At 41.6% G+C, this 16,582-nt stretch carries 17 protein-coding genes; 7 read left to right on the top strand and 10 right to left on the bottom strand.

Features of this window, described 5'->3' with window-relative positions:
- Positions 1 to 23: 23 nt before the first annotated feature.
- Positions 24 to 161 (bottom strand): hypothetical protein, encoded by a 138-nt coding sequence (locus tag L0657_RS13735; RefSeq protein WP_235151368.1) that lies wholly within the window; start codon positions 159 to 161, stop codon positions 24 to 26.
- Positions 162 to 1,185: 1,024 nt separating this feature from the next.
- Between L0657_RS13735 and L0657_RS13740 the strand changes: the two genes are divergently transcribed.
- Complete coding sequence (locus L0657_RS13740) at positions 1,186 to 4,377, top strand: HAMP domain-containing sensor histidine kinase (protein WP_235151369.1); 3,192 nt, start codon at positions 1,186 to 1,188, stop codon at positions 4,375 to 4,377.
- 184 nt (positions 4,378 to 4,561) lie between these two features.
- On the opposite strand, the gene L0657_RS13745 is transcribed toward L0657_RS13740, so the two are convergent.
- Positions 4,562 to 5,191 (bottom strand): response regulator transcription factor, encoded by a 630-nt coding sequence (locus tag L0657_RS13745; RefSeq protein ID WP_235151370.1) that lies wholly within the window; start codon positions 5,189 to 5,191, stop codon positions 4,562 to 4,564.
- Positions 5,192 to 5,549: 358 nt separating this feature from the next.
- On the opposite strand from L0657_RS13745, the gene L0657_RS13750 reads away from it, so the two are divergent.
- On the top strand, positions 5,550 to 6,113 hold the full coding sequence (locus tag L0657_RS13750; RefSeq protein WP_235151371.1) for a TetR/AcrR family transcriptional regulator: 564 nt from the start codon (positions 5,550 to 5,552) through the stop codon (positions 6,111 to 6,113).
- A 127-nt stretch (positions 6,114 to 6,240) separates the two neighbouring features.
- Here L0657_RS13750 and L0657_RS13755 read toward each other — a convergent pair whose 3' ends face one another.
- From L0657_RS13755 to L0657_RS13775, 5 genes are all read right to left on the bottom strand, one after another.
- Positions 6,241 to 6,558, bottom strand: a complete 318-nt coding sequence (locus L0657_RS13755) for a hypothetical protein (RefSeq protein WP_235151372.1) — start codon at positions 6,556 to 6,558, stop codon at positions 6,241 to 6,243.
- Positions 6,559 to 6,845: 287 nt separating this feature from the next.
- Positions 6,846 to 7,019, bottom strand: a complete 174-nt coding sequence (locus L0657_RS13760) for a hypothetical protein (RefSeq protein ID WP_235151373.1) — start codon at positions 7,017 to 7,019, stop codon at positions 6,846 to 6,848.
- On the bottom strand, positions 7,003 to 7,260 hold the full coding sequence (locus L0657_RS13765; protein ID WP_235151374.1) for a S8 family serine peptidase: 258 nt from the start codon (positions 7,258 to 7,260) through the stop codon (positions 7,003 to 7,005). The genes L0657_RS13760 and L0657_RS13765 overlap by 17 nt, the downstream gene beginning before the upstream one ends.
- A gap of 151 nt (positions 7,261 to 7,411) precedes the next feature.
- Positions 7,412 to 7,885, bottom strand: a complete 474-nt coding sequence (locus L0657_RS13770) for a collagen-like protein (protein ID WP_235151375.1) — start codon at positions 7,883 to 7,885, stop codon at positions 7,412 to 7,414.
- Positions 7,886 to 7,983: 98 nt separating this feature from the next.
- A complete protein-coding gene (locus tag L0657_RS13775) occupies positions 7,984 to 10,107 on the bottom strand; it encodes a type IA DNA topoisomerase (protein WP_235151376.1) in 2,124 nt (707 codons plus the stop codon).
- Positions 10,108 to 10,295: 188 nt separating this feature from the next.
- Here L0657_RS13775 and L0657_RS13780 point away from each other — a divergent pair, with 188 nt between their 5' ends.
- Both L0657_RS13780 and L0657_RS13785 read left to right on the top strand, forming a co-directional pair.
- Positions 10,296 to 10,475, top strand: coding sequence for a hypothetical protein (locus tag L0657_RS13780; protein ID WP_235151377.1), 180 nt, complete (start codon positions 10,296 to 10,298; stop codon positions 10,473 to 10,475).
- A gap of 199 nt (positions 10,476 to 10,674) precedes the next feature.
- The gene (locus L0657_RS13785) at positions 10,675 to 11,601 is read left to right on the top strand and encodes a metallophosphoesterase (protein WP_235151378.1); all 927 of its coding nucleotides are present in this window, start codon (positions 10,675 to 10,677) and stop codon (positions 11,599 to 11,601) included.
- A 167-nt stretch (positions 11,602 to 11,768) separates the two neighbouring features.
- Here L0657_RS13785 and L0657_RS13790 read toward each other — a convergent pair whose 3' ends face one another.
- A complete protein-coding gene (locus tag L0657_RS13790; protein WP_235151379.1) occupies positions 11,769 to 12,869 on the bottom strand; it encodes an NADH:flavin oxidoreductase in 1,101 nt (366 codons plus the stop codon).
- Between the two features lie 24 nt (positions 12,870 to 12,893).
- Positions 12,894 to 13,187: a helix-turn-helix transcriptional regulator gene (locus L0657_RS13795; RefSeq protein ID WP_235151380.1), complete on the bottom strand. Its 294-nt coding sequence runs from the start codon at positions 13,185 to 13,187 to the stop codon at positions 12,894 to 12,896.
- Between the two features lie 629 nt (positions 13,188 to 13,816).
- Between L0657_RS13795 and L0657_RS13800 the strand changes: the two genes are divergently transcribed.
- Positions 13,817 to 14,059, top strand: coding sequence for a hypothetical protein (locus L0657_RS13800; RefSeq protein ID WP_235151381.1), 243 nt, complete (start codon positions 13,817 to 13,819; stop codon positions 14,057 to 14,059).
- 183 nt (positions 14,060 to 14,242) lie between these two features.
- The gene (locus L0657_RS13805) at positions 14,243 to 14,875 is read left to right on the top strand and encodes a DUF1080 domain-containing protein (RefSeq protein ID WP_235151382.1); all 633 of its coding nucleotides are present in this window, start codon (positions 14,243 to 14,245) and stop codon (positions 14,873 to 14,875) included.
- Positions 14,876 to 14,882: 7 nt separating this feature from the next.
- Here L0657_RS13805 and L0657_RS13810 read toward each other — a convergent pair whose 3' ends face one another.
- Positions 14,883 to 15,350 (bottom strand): hypothetical protein, encoded by a 468-nt coding sequence (locus tag L0657_RS13810; RefSeq protein ID WP_235151383.1) that lies wholly within the window; start codon positions 15,348 to 15,350, stop codon positions 14,883 to 14,885.
- 198 nt (positions 15,351 to 15,548) lie between these two features.
- Between L0657_RS13810 and L0657_RS13815 the strand changes: the two genes are divergently transcribed.
- Positions 15,549 to 16,451, top strand: a complete 903-nt coding sequence (locus tag L0657_RS13815) for a glycerophosphodiester phosphodiesterase family protein (protein WP_235151384.1) — start codon at positions 15,549 to 15,551, stop codon at positions 16,449 to 16,451.
- The last annotated feature ends 131 nt before the right edge of the window (positions 16,452 to 16,582 follow it).

Below are 16,582 nucleotides of genomic sequence, written 5' to 3' on the forward strand. Positions count from 1 at the left end.
TGTGAACTGTTGGGTTGTTGTGGTTATGTTGGCTGAGATGAACCCGGGCCATAACCAGCCTGGGAGGTTTCGGCCGCTTCGGCGAAAACCAGGAGGGTTTTGATTTTAAGTTGTGTATAGTGAAAACCAGGTTGTATGCCTTTCTTATTTTTGAGACACATGCAAACGCATTTAGTCACAAAAGGAATAAAAATTAATTTCGGGCGATGGCAACGAGGATGAACAATAGGCCGAGCACCAGTAGTTTAAACCATACATGTGAGCCGGTAATAGGAGAGTAAAGTTTGTTCATAGATGTGTATCGTTTATAGATATGTGTGTTGTTGCTTTTGTAAACCTATTTTGTATCTCAAAACTGAGAATAAAATTACCGCCTTGCTGTACACGTAAACCGTCCGTTTTGTAGAAATTATTCTTGTAAGTTGTCGATTCAGTCCGGCTGTCTTTTTTTAATACAAAAACTGCATTTCTGTATCCGATATGTTTTCTGCCCGGATTGCCCATAAAACTACCGTTGAATAAGTTTTTGAAAAAAATATCGCCAGAAGCTTGTACGCGTATGATTATACGTTTTGTAAACATTTTCATCACGAAATAGCGTTATTTTATTGATCTGTATACTATTTGTATACAAGAGAGAACCATACTTTCTTCCAAAGTTCTACGCAAGGTGTCGGACATCTCGACATTCGTTTGTCGATTACATAAATGGGTTCAGTACAATTTTCGACCTGGAAAATCTGGAACTTCGATTTCGCAGTCGAATCAGGGTGATGAAATAATCTTGGGGCGGAGTTGTTTTTTTTCTAATTTGATAAGGTAAATGGTCCATAGCGTGTTTTGAAGTGTGATTTTGTGTACTATTTAAGGATTTAAACAGATTTATCCATCCTTAACCGCAAAGTACCGGAAAGCCATTTTAAAAAGTTGTAGAGTGATAGAAAAAAAATAATAGAATCATCTCTCGTCGTTATTTTCCGTTATGGCGGTGCCAGGACATAGAAATACTACGCTAATGTTAGAAGATATTACGAGTGTAATGTAGGCTGTAAACCCCGGATCTCTGTTCATCTGAGATCCATTCGTTAAGAATTCTATGCCTGTACGCGGACAGCTCAACTTTTTTTGCTTCGTTCGTAAACAGGTTTTTTATACCAATCATCCCTCACACTGAAGAATAGGAATATGAAGAAAGGTTTGTTACGCCGGGTTATCCTCCTGGTATTACTGATGCCGGGTTATGTTTTGGCACAGAAAAACTATGCAGTCACACACTACACCAGCAAAAATGGTTTACCACAAAACAGTATCAAACTAATATTTGCCGATCCGGAAGGTTTCATCTGGCTGGGCACGGAAGACGGCCTGGTCAGGTTTGACGGTCAGCATTTTTATAACTTCAACCGCCTCAATCTTAACGTTTCCAACAACCATGTAATTTTTGGCCGGGTAGTTTCAAAAGACAAAGGTTTAAAAAATATTTCCCCGGCAAACAGAAAATCAACGGATCTGTATTATGCCTCTTTTCTGGGATGGGAAACCGTCAAAATCCAGCATGGCCGGGCGGTGCGTGATACATTGTATAAATACAATTATCTGAAAAAGCTGGCTCCTTTCAAGGAAGGGTTTCCCAGCTTTCATCTGGCGGCGGGCCTTCCGAATTTCGTAACAGACAGCACGGTCTTGCAGCGTTACATGGTTACGACGGCATACGGCGACAAGAATTTTTTCGTATGCCATAAGGATCAGATCACGTATTATGTTGACTGGAAAAAAAGTTTCAGCAGAAAGTTTCAGGCCCATAATCTCTGGAACTATTTTTCGATAGGTGAGGAGCTATTTTATTATGAGAAGGACCGGAACGAGATCACAGGTTTTGCAGGCAAGGAGCCGGTGACGACGGTTGTGGCAGGTGATATTCAGTCAGATCCTGCTTACAAAACCAGAAAGAAAGACATCATTTTATACTGGAACAACGTAAGCGACCAGGCTTATCTGTGCCTGGGCAAAAACCTGTATTCCTTATATAAAAATCAAACCGGAAGCTTGTCGACACGGCTGCTTGTGGAGGATTTTGATTTTGTTGGGGAAGGGATTGAACTGATCCATTTTGATGAAAAGAGCAAAAAGATATTTTTAGGAAGTCCGACCGAAGGGCTTTTTGTGCTAAGCAGGCAACAGTTTCAGGTCATCAACATCAAGGGAGATGCGCGGGACAATGTTTTTTATGACCACATTCCTTATGACGAAAACACGGTTTTGACGGGCACGGGAAATGTTATCGGGAAAGATATGAAGAGCGGGCGGGTGACGGACAGGCTGGTGACGTTTCTGAATAAAATCAATCCTGCTGATAAAACATTTGTGATCAGGGACAAACACAATACCTACTGGATTCCGCTGGGAACGATCTTGTATCGTGTCGATGGTAAACTGGAAAAAATTATCGGCCGGTGGGATTTCAGGAATTCGGCCAATAGAATCCATGAGGGATTGTCGGGCAAAATCTGGGTCAGTACTTATGAAAATGGTCTGTTCAGTATTGATCCAGAAGATAAAGATGCAGTTCCCGTACCTTTTTTCAAAGATACTTTCCCGGAAATTACTGCGATCAAGTCTGAATCTGCGGAATCTTTGCTTTTGGGGACCGGCGCAGGATTGTATCGGGTCGGTATCAAATCAAAAAAGAAGACGCTGATACCCGGGACTGAAAAGTTTCATATCACGAGTATTTACGTGGACCAGGATAAACATTGCTGGTTCACGGCCGTTGACCATGGCATCATGCTTTTGGGTCAGGATGATAAACCTGTCGTTTTTCCACTGGATAAAAACAAATATCTGGCAAGTCCGCATTACATTATTGACGACAAACGCGGATATTTCTGGATACCTACCAACAAAGGACTTTTCCAGATTTTTCGGAAAGATCTATTGTATTATGCTGATCGGAAAATGACTTCTGACGAAAAATCCACCTGGACGGCGGGGAAAACCGGACAATCTGCGGAGCTTTTTTATCTGTATCATGCCAAAGAGGAGGGTTTTAATACCAATGAATTCAATGGCGGCTGCGATCCGTGTTCTGCAACGCTGGCGAACGGATATATATCAATACCTTCCCTAAACGGGCTGGTCTGGTTTAAGCCTGAGCAGATGGAAAACTACATGCCTGAGGGAGGAATTGTGCTTGATAAGGTTGAGGTTAACCAGGAATTGCTGCCTTATTCGGGTGATACGATCCGTTTTAATTTGAATCCCGGAAATGTGCGTTTCCATTTTTCGACGCCCTATTTTGGAAATCCTGACAACCTGAATATGTCGTATGCGTTGGTGAAGGCGCATACCGAGGAAAGCGCCGGAGACTGGATTCCGATTGCGGCCAACGAAACCGATATCAGGTTTTCAAGTTTAAGTTCTGGTGAATATACCTTGCTGATTCGGAAAATTGATGGTTTTGGTTTTGAAAAGTATAATATCAAAAGAATCCATCTGATTGTGCCGCCGCGCTGGTATGAGACCTGGTGGGCAATCCTGTTTTATGTGATTGCGCTGGCAGCTGCAATATATGGTTATAGCAGGCTGCGACTGCGCAAGATCGAGCGGGAAAAACAGAAACTGGAGGCACTTGTCGACGAGCGGACGGAAGAATTGAACAGGACAATGCTCCGGCTGGAAGAATCAAAAAATGAAATGAGTAAAAAAATGCATGTATTGTCCAGGCTGCTGGCCTCCATGACGCATGACATCCAGTCGCCGCTTAATTTTGTCGCCATCACTTCGTCCAATATTCCGCCTTTGCTGGAAGCACAGAAAATTCCGGAGGTTGGGAAAATAAGCGAGATTATCGCAGATTCTACCAGAAGAATGAGTGCTCTTTTAAAAGATCTGCTTAACTACATTCGTGTGAACGTTTATGGTAACCGGTTACAATTTGAGGAGATCGGGCTGAGAGCACTGGTGGAGGAAAAGTTTGCGATGTTCAGGAATATGATGGAGATGAACAACACGGTTTTTACGAACAATATTCCCGACGATATTGTGATCAATTCCGATCTGCAAATGGTTTCAATTCTTATCCATAACCTGATCGACAATGCTTCCAAGTTTACCACAAACGGGGAAGTTGCGATTTATACGAATCTACATGAAGACCATAAGGTGGAAATGGTGATTGCCAATACGGCAACCGGTATCCCGCAGCACGTCATGAATATGATCAATACGCCGATGGAAGACAAAGATGATCCATCCTCATCCACCAACAAGGCAGGTCTCGGTTTGCTGATCGTGAAGGAAGTTTCAGATCTGGTTGGCGTTTCTATCCGGGTAACTGATTCAGACCAAACGCGGTTTCATCTGGTATTTGAATATTGAGGTCGGCGGTCGGCGGTCGGCAATCGGCGGTCGGCTATCGGCAGGGAATTCGGGCTTTCAGCTATCGGATTATTGCCTGGAAGAAATTTCTGCCAATTCCGATTGCTGAAAGCCAAAACCCGGCCGCAGATTTTCGACAGCCGACAGCCGACAGCCGATTGCCGACCGCCGAAAGCCGCCCTATCTATCCTTTCAACAAAGATGCTTTTCTGGCCAGTTGGATTTCGTCAGAAACTTCGAGTTTGTCGTAGATCCTTCTTTTATAGGTGCTGACGGTATTTTCTTTCACCTCAAGTATAGCCGCGATTTCTTTCGTCCATTTTCCTTCCATGAGCAGGTGCATTACGACCATTTCTTTTTTGGAAAGTGTGCTAAGCGGGTTTTTCTGTTTTTGGCCGTGCTTAGCCAAGTTCGTCAGAATGGTTTGCTGAATAACCGGGCTGGTATATTTTCCATTGTTCATCACCGCTTGGTAGGCTACGATAAATTCTTCCGGAGAAGATGTTTTAGGCAGATAGCCGTCCGCACCTGCCTGCAGAAACGGGATGGCGTAAACGTTTTCATCATAACCAGAATGAACGAGAATTTTGATTTCAGGCTGCCTGGAACGAACGGATTCGATCATTCTGATATTTTGTCCGCCAGGTATGTCAATATCAAGGATAAGCAGGTCAAACCTTTCTCTTTCAAGCAGATAGGTTCCCTCGGGAAAAGTGCCGGCGTATTGTACTGCTACCTGACTGTTTGCCTGAGATAATAGTTGCTGAAGACCGGACCTGATGAGAGGGTGATCTTCGATAATCAGAACGTTCATATTTTGCGGAGGGATGTGTTTTTTATGGTTGCAAAAATAAGTATTTATTCAATAGTATTAGTGTCGAAAAATTTCGAAGGGCTGTTTTAAAATAGAAAATCTGGTAAAAGTCTTATAAAATAGGCGAGATGGCGGCTTTAATTTAAAATACTGACAAAGATCATATTTAGCTATGTGCATTGATCTGTCCTGGAAGTTTTTTGACAGAATAATTTTGAAAGGTCAGCAGAGTATCCGGACGTTATGTGGAAGATAGTTTGACAATCATACTGAAATATTATAGCGGATGGATTGAGCCTGGCATTTTGCAGGATGGTATTAAAGAGGTATTTTTATGGAGTGATCAGTCAATCTAAAAATGGATAAAGAACAGGAAATATTAGCTGCGGCGTTGAGACTTTTTGTGGAGTTTGGCTTTCACGGCACGCCTACGAGTAAGATAGCCAAAGAGGCTGGGGTGGCTAACGGCACTTTATTTCATTATTTCAAAACAAAAGAAGACCTGATTGTGGCGCTCTACAACCGGACGAAGGAAAGTTTGAATTCGTATCTTGCGGCACAACTGAATGAGCAAGATCCCTTGGAAGAGCGAATGAAAAGGGTATACTTCGCTTCGCTGGAATGGGGGCTTGAAAATAAGCCGCAATTTCATTTTATCCAGCAGTTTCACTTTTCTCCGCACCTGGCCAAAGTTTCTGATGAGGACAAGGAAAAACAAACGCGTTTACATGCAGGGCTTATGCGGCAGGCGAGCCTGGATGGTGTGTTGAAATCATTGCGGCCAGCCCTGATCGGCACAATTTTAGGCAGCCACGTGTATGGAACGCATCAGTATCTTGTTAATGCAGATTTGTCGGCGGAACAGAGGAAGGAAGTAATGGAAGAAACTTTTGTTATGCTTTGGGGCATGATCACGAAATGATCTGAAACAAGGAAATACTTTGTAGTTAAATCCACAAATACTCTTACTATCAACTTCCGCTGAAAGTCGAAAAAATATCATTACACACGAAAATGTGAAAGCCGACCGCAGAAAGCCGTTAGCCGCCTCAATTTACCTCGTTTGCAGAAAATAATTTATTCAGTAATGGTAGTTTACCAAGAAATGGAGTTGGTTCAAATGATTTTCCGGTTGAGTCAGAAACTGCAAGTTCGGATAATTGGAAGCTTTCAGGGGAAAATTCGAGGGTACCGTTGTCCAGTTCCGCATATGCAGGCTCAGCATTGCTCGAATCACTTGTTTTAGTACTGTCCGCAATGTATGTTTTGGCCCGTGACGCTTTCAAATCGCGTTCTTTTGATTCTTTTTCAACAAGACAAAGCACGAAAAGGGTAATGGCAATCGCGGTGGTAAAGAAAGATTTCATAGCTAAAATTTAATTTACATACGTAAACTTGTGCAAATCTAATACAAAGACTCTGAAACATGGCAAAAGGTTGTAACCATCTTTAATAAATTTTTACGAAAATGATTAAGTGGTCGATGAGGTTGTGACTGAGCTTGAAAAAATTGTAATATTTATGGATTTTAAATTTCTGACAAGTTAATTTAAGTCTGTTGAAGGTTAAGGAATAAATGTTTCATGGTAATCTTCCCGGAAGTTTCCTGTTCCGGGAAGATTAACTTTAAAGCAAAACGATACCTGAGTAGCTGCTAACTAACCAGCAGCCCAAAGAAGATATTAATCGGACTTGCCCAGCTGATTTCTACCCAGACAACGACGACGCCTTCACGTGGTGAAATGTTACAAACGGTATATCTCGCCGATCCTATGAATCTGCTGCCAGCCGGATTAGCCGCATTGCTAAATTCACTGATGCTTAGCATCACATTCGTTTCCGCGGAAATTATAATAATAGGTATTTGGTCCTGTCTTTATAGCAAGCGCGCTTCTGACTGATTTGAAAGCATTTACCCGTCCTGTTCCGATCGGTTTGTCGGGCGTGATGGCATCCACGTTATTTTTTATGATATCACGGACTTCTCCAAAAGTTGCATTTGGCTTTTTCGAGGCGACGAGGGCAGCCAGACCGGCTACATGCGGGCAGGGCATGGAAGTTCCGGACATACCAACTTATCCTCCTGTATTCATTTCTGCGGAGAATTTCATGATAGTATCTAGCATGAAATGAGGGATGATAATCGGGAAAGTCTTGAAAACACAAATACATCAGAGCCTGGTTTTTCGGTTCTGATGTGTTTGTGTTTAATTAAGAGGATCAGTCAGGAATGTTATAAAGCGATTTCACCTCCTCATAGGACATTTGGCTAAGTGAATTTTTTCTCGCCGTTTCACCGCCAGGTATGATGACATATCTGAAAGATTGCGTGCTTATTGAATAATTAGCGACGAAATCAATACGTCCTGGATAAAAGCGTTGGTGTACGGTATAGGAGGTGCCACTTAAAGTCTGAGCGTATGGTAGCGTAAGAACCCGGCCGCTTTCGGACCAGTAAACACGGATATCTGCCTTGTCCAGCATTTCCTGTGTCAATTTCGGAACGGCGAGAGAGGCGGTGTAAGTAGAGCCGCTTCCGGAAAATGGTGTGGATATCCAGCCGGAATAAATCACATTGGCTGTTCCGGTATCGCCTTTTGGCCCGACCTCTCCGTCGGAGCCGGAGCAGCCGTTGAGGATGACCATTAAAGCGATAAGCGTGCTTGTTAAGAGAAATTTGATAGACGTTTTCATAATGTCTGGATTTAATGATTAAGAAATAAAACAGATAAGAGAATCTGACTTCTTAGTCGTTAGCTCCAATGGCGAGGGAAACAGCCTTGGGAAAATATTTATTCTACCCCGATATTAAAATCACCGTTCATAACGAGTTTTGCATCGATAGGCGAATCACTTCCGGGGATGAGGAGTCCCTTGATTTTAGTCGTTTTTCCTTTACTTAATAAATCAAAAACATGCTTGTCTGTCAGGGTTTTGCCCATGAGTTCAAAAGGGATTTTGAAACCGCAAACCTGGAAATTACCGCATCCGTAAGCCGTTTTCCCCTTTTTTAATAAATGTTCCTTACACTTCGGGCATTTCAACGTCTCTATTGCAATTTCTTCTTTGGGTTCTTTTGGCTTTGGCTCTTTTTTGACTTTTTCTTCTTTTTCAACAACGACAGGCTCTTGGGCAATACTGATCATACCACCCCGATTTGAGAGCACTTCTTTGGTAAGATCAACGACCATCTGAATTAATTCCTGCTTAAAAGTATCCATCGAATACTCGCCTTTTTCGATCAGCCGGAGTTTACGTTCCCAGTTGCCGGTCAGCTCGGCACTTTTCAAAAGCTCATTTTGAATGGTATCGATCAGGTCAATTCCGGTCTGCGTGGCGTAGAGATTTTTCTTTTTCTTTTCAATATATTTTCGCTTGAAAAGTGTTTCAATGATGTTCGCACGTGTTGAAGGGCGACCTATTCCGTTGTCTTTCAATATCTCACGCATTTCTTCATCTTCCACCTGCCGGCCAGCCGTCTCCATGGCGCGGAGCAATGTCGCTTCGGTAAAAGCTTTTGGAGGTGAAGTTTTGCCATGATGTATTCTCGGCTCGTGCGGACCGCTCTCGCCGACGACAAAATCTGGCATAATGCGTTCTTCGTCAGCGGCTTCTTTTTTCGCACTCGCGTCATTGGCATATACCTCCCGCCAGCCCATTTCCAGGATTTGTTTACCGGTCGCTTTGAATTCAACCTGCCCGACTTTTCCAAGCACCGTCGTATTGGCCACTTTACATTCCGGATAAAAAGCGGCGATAAATCTTCGAACGATCAGATCATAAATCCGTTTTTCGTCGATACTAATGTTGTTAGGAAAAACGCCGGTAGGGATAATGGCATGGTGATCCGTTACCTTTTTGTCGTCGAAAACAGTTTTTGATTTCGGAATCGGCTGCTGTAAAAGTGGCGCAGTCAGATTTGCATACGGTTTCAGATCTGCCAAAATTCCTGCAATTTTTGGATGCAGATCTTCTGAAAGGTAAGTGGTATCAACACGCGGATAGGTTACGAATTTTTTCTCGTATAGATTCTGGATATGTTTCAAAGTATCCTCGGCTGAATATCCATATTTTTTATTGGCCTCAACTTGTAGTGAGGTCAAATCGAATAAACGCGGATTACCTTCTTTACCTTCTTTCCGTTCAAATGAAGTTATTTCAAAAAGGTGCTCTTTGAGGTATACAAGCCCTTTTTCTGCTTTTTCAACTTTCTTAATACGGTCAATTGTCGCAGTGAATTCTGTATCACGGTATGTCGTCTTTAACTCCCAATATTCTTCGGAAACAAAAGCATTGATCTCTTTCTGACGCTGAACAATGACGGCCAAAGTGGGTGTCTGCACCCTTCCGATGGACAAAACAACTTTCCCCTGACCGAATTTTTTCGTAAAAAGTCTGGTCGCATTCATGCCCAGAAGCCAGTCGCCAATGGCTCTTGCGCTTCCGGCAGCGTATAAATTATTGTATTGATCGCTTTCTTTTAATTTCTCAAATCCTTCGCGTATAGCCTGTTCGGTAAGTGAAGAAATCCACAGGCGTTTGACAGGAACGGCGCATTTTGCTTTAAGTAAAACCCAGCGCTGAATGAGCTCTCCTTCCTGGCCGGCATCGCCACAATTTATTACTTCTTCGCAGTTTTTGACCAGATTTTCGATAACACCAAATTGCTTCAACGCACCGGGATTATCGATCAATTTGATTCCAAAATTCGCCGGGATCATTGGCAAATCCTCCAACCGCCAGAATTTCCAGCGTTCATGATAGTCGTGCGGCTCTTTCAGGGTACAAAAATGGCCGAACGTCCAGGTTACCTGATATCCATTGCCTTCATAATATCCATCTTTACGCTGCTTCGCTCCGAGCACTTCGGCTATGTCTTTCGCTACACTCGGCTTTTCGGCTATGCAAACTTTCATATTTATTGGATCAGAGCACTTTGAGAGAACCAAGGCAGTCTGAGAAATTCAGTTTTTGTTTTGTTAATTTTGGAACTGCAAAGGTCGGGAAATTTTTGTGGAATATGGATTTTCTTTATCTTGGATGTGAAAGGGAAATATGCAGCATGATTTATAAAATTCGAAGGAGACAGTCGTAATCGTATGACATGGATAAAGAAATATTGGTAGAAAGACTCAAAAGTACATTCTCCGAAGTTCATTTAAACGGGCCGGACATTAACGCTTTTGTATTATGCCCGTCTTATGGAGGCGCTGTTAGAGATTCTTATATTCTAGGTGTCAGCGCACCATCACTTGCGTTTTTTTTGATTCCATACCAGCCTTAATGGATGGCGCAAAAAATAATTTCCTGGATGGTTCTGATTATATTCCCGAACCCAAAAAGGTCGATGCGGAGCTTTTTGAAGTTAACTAATATGCAAATCTCTTCAATAGTAAAATTAAATATTTAACAATAAGGTAACCATTTCTAAACATCTCCGACAATACCATTGACGAACTTTGTTAATACCAGTTCAAAAAACAATGGAGCGTCGAAGTTTATTGAAAAATATTGGTTTGATAGCGGGGAGTTTGTCACTGCCAACATGGTCGGTTGCAAATAACAAGATCGAAAATCCCAAGCGCGTTATGCGTATTGCCCACCTGACAGACATTCATATCCAGCCTAATCTCATTGCGGCGCACGGATTTAAAAAATGTCTTCACCATCTGCAAAATCTCGACGTGAAACCAGATTTCATCCTTAACGGCGGTGATGTCGTGATGGGTTCGAAAAATGCCACCTTCGAAAAATCGGAAAAGGAATGGGATATGTATCAAAAAGTCTTGCAGCGTGAGAATTCTTTGCGCGTGTTTACCTGCGTGGGAAATCATGATATTTTATTGAAAAAGGATCAAGCCACTGGTTTTCAGGATGGCAAAAAAAGAGCGGTTGATAAGCTCGAACTTGCAGAAGCCTATTACAGCTTCGATCAGAATGGCTGGCATTTTATCGTTTTGGACAGTGTCCATGAAAAATTTGATGGACATGGTTATACGGCAAAATTAGGAGAAGCTCAGATGGACTGGCTGGAAAAGGATCTGGAAAAAACATCAGACAAAACTCCGGTGATGGTCATTTCGCATATTCCGATTCTTTCAGCCTGTGTGTTTTTAGACGGGCAGAATGTTAAAAAAGATGACTGGCATGTGCCAGGAGGCTGGATGCATACCGACTGCGCAGAGTTGGTTGCTTTATTTCACAAACATAAAAACGTGAAGCTGGCGGTAAGCGGGCATATCCATTTGCACGATCAGGTTGTCTATAACGGCGTGACATATTGCTGCAATGGAGCCGTTTGCGGAGACTACTGGTTTGGGAAAACCCAGGAAACCAAAGCGGGTTATGCAATCATTGATTTATTTTCCGATGGCTCGTTCAATAATAACTACATCAGTTATCGAAGCTAGGACGGCCAAACAGCTAACACTGATTTACAATCAGTGTTGTTTGGTGTAGCGTTTGCAACGCGTTTTTTTTGTAATGTTTGCTATTCAAATAACTCGTTTGCTGAAAACTCATCAGAAAGGAAAAAAGAATCCCTGTCCATCATGCAATGAACAGGGAATAATAAATGTTACAACAAAACCCCTAGTGCCTCTTTCGAGAAACCAACAAGTTCTTCGGTTTTCTCGTCACGTATTTTTTCAACCCAGTGTGGATCCGCCAGGATTGGACGGCCAACAGCAACCAGATCAAAATCTCCTCTGTTGAAACGACGCATCAATTCGTCAAGCGAACTTGGTTGAGAACTTTCTCCCGCAAATGCAGCAAGGAATTCACCCGTTAATCCAACTGAACCTACTGTGATGGTTGGTTTACCAGTGATTTTTTTAGCCCAGCCGGCAAAGTTCAGGTCAGATCCTTCAAATTCTGGTTCCCAGAAACGGCGTTGCGAGCAATGGAAAATATCAACACCAGCTTCCGACAAAGGCAGCAGCCAGGATTCCATTTCTTCGGGCGTTTTGGCAAGTTTAAAATTATAGTCAGCAGGCTTGAATTGCGACAAGCGAAGTATGATTGTGAAATCTTCACCCACTTGTTTTCTCACCTCTTTAATTACGTCCACTGCAAAACGGGTGCGTTCCGCAAGGGTTTTTCCGCCATATTGATCCGTACGGTTATTGGTCGCTTCCCAGAAAAACTGGTCGATCAGGTAACCATGTGCGCCATGAAGTTCCAGACAGTCAAATCCTAGTTTTTTTGCGTCAGCCGCAGCGCGTCCGAAGGCCAGGATTGTTTCTGCAATATCGGCTTCCGTCATCGCTACACCATTTGCCAGATTCGGGCTATTATATTCCGAAGGACCTTCAAATGGAACAGATGGCGTCCATCCGCTGTGGTGATTGGCCATAATTCCCATGTGCCAGATTTGAGGACCCATGCTTCCGCCTTCCTCGTGAACGCCGTCAATTACTTTCTTCCAGCCATTCAAAGCTTCTTCGCCATAAAAGTGAGGAACGTTCGCATCGTTGGATGAAGACGGACGGTCAATTACGGTACCTTCCGATAAAATTAAACCAACATCGCCGGCAGCTCTTCTGCTATAATAGGATGCAACGTCTTCTGTTGGGATACCATTTGGTGAAAATGACCGCGTCATAGGTGCCATGACGATACGGTTTTTAATGTTGAGTGATTTCAAGCTAAAAGGCTTGAACAATGGTTCAGAACTCATAAAAAATTTTGGTTAATAATCATGTTAAATTTCCGATTCAATCAATTTGCTCAATGCAGCAAAAGCTTCATCATTTCTTTTATAATAGGTCCACTGACCAACCCGGGTTGCCTCGATCAGTCCCGCTTTTTTAAGCATTGTTAAATATTCAGAGACGGTCGATTGCGTAAGACCTGATTTCTCTTGGATCATTCCCACGCATACACCATCCGCGTTGCGATGCTCCGGTGCAAAGTGTAATTCAGGATTTTTCAGCCAGGTCAGAATCTCCAGCCGGGTTTTGTTTGACAGCGCCTTGAATATTTCTATTTGATCCATGTCTACTGCATATCGGAATTTCCCGATATTCCAATTAACATGTCATTCATTCTGAAAAGTTCCTCGTTATGTTTTTAAATTAAATCAGAGTTGTGAAATTTTTTTGTGTTTTAAATGTGATGATAAAACCGAGATTGGCGCTGAATATCGATTGAAATAACCATGATATTCTACCTTGTAATTTATCGTAGGGCTTATTTGAAGACTATTTTTGACCGTTCGATCATAAAAATCAGCTTTTCTGAAAATATTTTTAAAAAAAATTAAGAATATTTTTCTGAGTCAAAAATATAAAAATTGGTAACCATAGAATATTCTGTTTTTGGCATGGAAATGAGAATGTTAAATGGTTTAAAGCGCAATAGAGATTTAAGTTAGAGGATTGTTATTCGAACTCAAAATTTACTTACATAACAATTCCAAGATTTGACGGCTAAAAATAAGTCAATTTATTAGTATAGTGCAAATATGTATAGTTCTAGTACTTTTGGTTTTACTGGTAATTCAGGATAATTGACGGAATTTAATTTTGTTTTAATAGGCTCTGAACGTTTGTATTCGAAATAATGTATTATATTTGTACAAGAAATCAGAGTGAAACAAAAAGACAAACACAAACATAAGTAACAATGAAAAATACAATAAACATTTTGGCTGGTGCTATGATAGCAATGACCATATTTACTACTGCTAACGCTAATACTGAAGATAAAGCAATTGCTACAACTGCGAACAAATCCCTTCCGGTTTCGGTGACTGTTTTGGAAACTCCTGCTCCTCAAAAAGAAGCTGTTGCTAAAACTCAAAACTACACTGCTCCTCAAAAAGCAAATATTGTAGAGCTAAAATTGAAAAGCGATTCAAGTAAATAATTTGAATCAAAATCGGCCTCCGGAGAAGAAGGCTTGAAATTTATGGGATGAAAAAAGGGGGATTTATATCTTCCTTTTTTTATTTTCTGCCTGTCCTGTTTTTTGCCGCCCATTATTGTCAGATTTTTCAGGTAAAAAATTAGTGTATAATGGCTTTTCAGGTTAATACTAAACTTTACTGTTATGTCCAGAGTGATTACGCTTCTCAGTATCTTATTGCTGCTTTTTACTTGCGTGTCAATGTTGCTCAAAAAGGAAGTAGTACTTTTTAATGGAAAAAATTTTCATGGATGGGAAGGCGATACGGTGAAAACATGGCGTGTTGAAAATGGTGCGATTGTGGGCGGTTCCCTGACAGAAACTGTCGATCACAATTATTTTCTTTGTACCCAAAAAAGCTACGAAGATTTTGTCATCCGCGTGACATTCAAGTTATCCGGGACAGACGGGTTTATTAATACCGGTGTTCAGTTCAGGAGTAAGCGCACTGAAAAACCGGATTACGAAATGATCGGGTATCAGGCTGATCTTGGTGAGGGATATTGGGGAAGTCTTTACGACGAATCACGCAGAAATAAAACACTCATCAGTCCGGATTCCATGCTGATCAAAAAGATCCTGAAAACCGGGGACTGGAATAATTATGAAGTACGCTGTGAGGGCAGACGTATCCGTATTTCGCTCAACGGACAACAAACCGTGGATTATACGGAGCCTGATGAGTCCATACCACAAAAAGGCATTATCGGACTACAAATACATGGCGGCGGGAAAGCGCAGGTAACCTTTAAAGATCTTATTTTACAAGAACTATAACATTATTTCACTTCTCTTTCCTGAACTTTAATTCGATCCTGGTCATCTGTGGATAATTGTAGGCCGTGCTTTGCGTCTTCATACTAAATGCATTATCAGAAACATCGCTGGGGTCAATGGTCCATTCTCCACCTTTTGCGGCGACTGGATCAGCGGAGAAAATGGTGATATTTTTATCATTCGTTTTCCACTTTAAAGTCATAGGTTTTGTGTCGCCGACAAAATAGCCGGAAAAGGAGCCGTCGTTAATGAAACTTACAGTCTCCATATACCGCTCAAAACTCACGCTGCCGAATTGCTCAACGAGCTTTCCATTCTTAAAAACGGGAGCGTCGTTGGCGTAGATTTCATTTATGTACCATTTTGGATTACCTGTCAGTTTTTCAGCGGCTTCTCTTGGATTGCTGGCGGAATTATTACAGGCCGAAATCGTGGTTAATAAAAGAAGGAATAGAAAGGTTTTGATATGGTTCATAAGGTTTTAAGGGATAATATTTTTTTAACGCAAAGAAGGGAAGTTAAATTTAAAGGACGCAAAAAAACTTGGCGTACTTCGCGTTAACCTTTTTTGCTTTGCGTGACAAAACCTATTCCTAACAATTTCATAATATTTCAAAAATCAATAATGTCGATTTAAAGCTAAAAATTGCCGACTAAAATCAATTGCAAGCTTATGAAATATATTTTCTTATCACTAGTCGCTGCGGGCATTATTTCTTCCGGCGGCGCTTTTGCACAACAAAAACCAGAAGTTCAGGCGCATCGCGGTGGAATGGGTTTATATCCAGAAAACACGGTTACGTCCATGATTAATGCTGTCAAACTAGGTGCAAAAACACTCGAACTGGACTGTGTGATTTCCGCAGATGGGAAAGTGGTGGTATCACACGATCCGTATATGTCCTCTGACTTCATGCGTAAACCTGATGGTTCTGACATCAAAAAGGAGGAAGAAAAAAGTTTGGCGTTGTATAAAATGCCTTATGATAGTATCCGGAAATTTGACGGTGGCACAAAACCTCATCCGCGTTTCCCGGAGCAAAAGAAAATGAAAACATACAAACCCCTCTTGTCAGACCTGATCGACAGTGTTGAGGTTTATGTTAAAAAGAACAAGTTAAAACCAGTTTTTTATAACATGGAGACGAAAATATCACCTCAAGGCGACGGAGTTTATAATCCTGCACCTGATGTTTTTGTGTCGCTGGTAATGGATGTGATCAGGAAAAAGAAGATTGAAAACAGAACAACGATCCAGTCATTCGATGTTCGCACTTTGCAGGTTTTGCATAAGGAAAATGCAAAAGTGAAACTGGCTCTATTGATCATGAATAAAGATAGTTTTGAAGATAATATCAAGAAACTGGGCTTCACACCGGAAATTTATAGTCCCTATTATTCACTTGTGAATGAAGAACTTGTAAAGAAAGCCCATGCCGAAAAAGTTTTGGTTTTGCCCTGGACTGTGGATGACGAAAAGGATATGAAACAACTGGTTTTTTTTGGTGTGGACGGAATAATTACAAATCAGCCCGATCGGATGATTAAATTATTCGGTAGTTATCAAAATAAATAATTTAACCCGTTGGGTGAAATGAATTAGCGAAAATAGAAGGATGCATATTGGGTTAATATACTGAATTTCAGTATATTAAAGTCGCCAAACCAATCCCAATATGCATGTCAAAAATAGTAAAAAATTATACA

The sequence above is a fragment of the Dyadobacter sp. CY345 genome (assembly GCF_021502725.1).
In the GTDB taxonomy this organism is placed as follows: Bacteria; Bacteroidota; Bacteroidia; order Cytophagales; family Spirosomataceae; genus Dyadobacter.

Coding starts and splice junctions, on each gene's coding strand:
- L0657_RS13785 (WP_235151378.1), top strand. CDS start 10,675: ATGGAGCGTCGAAGTTTATTGAAAAATATTGGTTTGATAGCGGGGAGT.
- L0657_RS13795 (WP_235151380.1), bottom strand. CDS start 13,187: ATGGATCAAATAGAAATATTCAAGGCGCTGTCAAACAAAACCCGGCTG.
- L0657_RS13815 (WP_235151384.1), top strand. CDS start 15,549: ATGAAATATATTTTCTTATCACTAGTCGCTGCGGGCATTATTTCTTCC.
- L0657_RS13810 (WP_235151383.1), bottom strand. CDS start 15,350: ATGAACCATATCAAAACCTTTCTATTCCTTCTTTTATTAACCACGATT.
- L0657_RS13745 (WP_235151370.1), bottom strand. CDS start 5,191: ATGAACGTTCTGATTATCGAAGATCACCCTCTCATCAGGTCCGGTCTT.
- L0657_RS13775 (WP_235151376.1), bottom strand. CDS start 10,107: ATGAAAGTTTGCATAGCCGAAAAGCCGAGTGTAGCGAAAGACATAGCC.
- L0657_RS13765 (WP_235151374.1), bottom strand. CDS start 7,260: ATGTCCGGAACTTCCATGCCCTGCCCGCATGTAGCCGGTCTGGCTGCC.
- L0657_RS13750 (WP_235151371.1), top strand. CDS start 5,550: ATGGATAAAGAACAGGAAATATTAGCTGCGGCGTTGAGACTTTTTGTG.
- L0657_RS13755 (WP_235151372.1), bottom strand. CDS start 6,558: ATGAAATCTTTCTTTACCACCGCGATTGCCATTACCCTTTTCGTGCTT.
- L0657_RS13740 (WP_235151369.1), top strand. CDS start 1,186: ATGAAGAAAGGTTTGTTACGCCGGGTTATCCTCCTGGTATTACTGATG.
- L0657_RS13770 (WP_235151375.1), bottom strand. CDS start 7,885: ATGAAAACGTCTATCAAATTTCTCTTAACAAGCACGCTTATCGCTTTA.
- L0657_RS13735 (WP_235151368.1), bottom strand. CDS start 161: ATGTGTCTCAAAAATAAGAAAGGCATACAACCTGGTTTTCACTATACA.
- L0657_RS13760 (WP_235151373.1), bottom strand. CDS start 7,019: ATGCTAAGCATCAGTGAATTTAGCAATGCGGCTAATCCGGCTGGCAGC.
- L0657_RS13805 (WP_235151382.1), top strand. CDS start 14,243: ATGTCCAGAGTGATTACGCTTCTCAGTATCTTATTGCTGCTTTTTACT.
- L0657_RS13780 (WP_235151377.1), top strand. CDS start 10,296: ATGGATAAAGAAATATTGGTAGAAAGACTCAAAAGTACATTCTCCGAA.
- L0657_RS13790 (WP_235151379.1), bottom strand. CDS start 12,869: ATGAGTTCTGAACCATTGTTCAAGCCTTTTAGCTTGAAATCACTCAAC.
- L0657_RS13800 (WP_235151381.1), top strand. CDS start 13,817: ATGAAAAATACAATAAACATTTTGGCTGGTGCTATGATAGCAATGACC.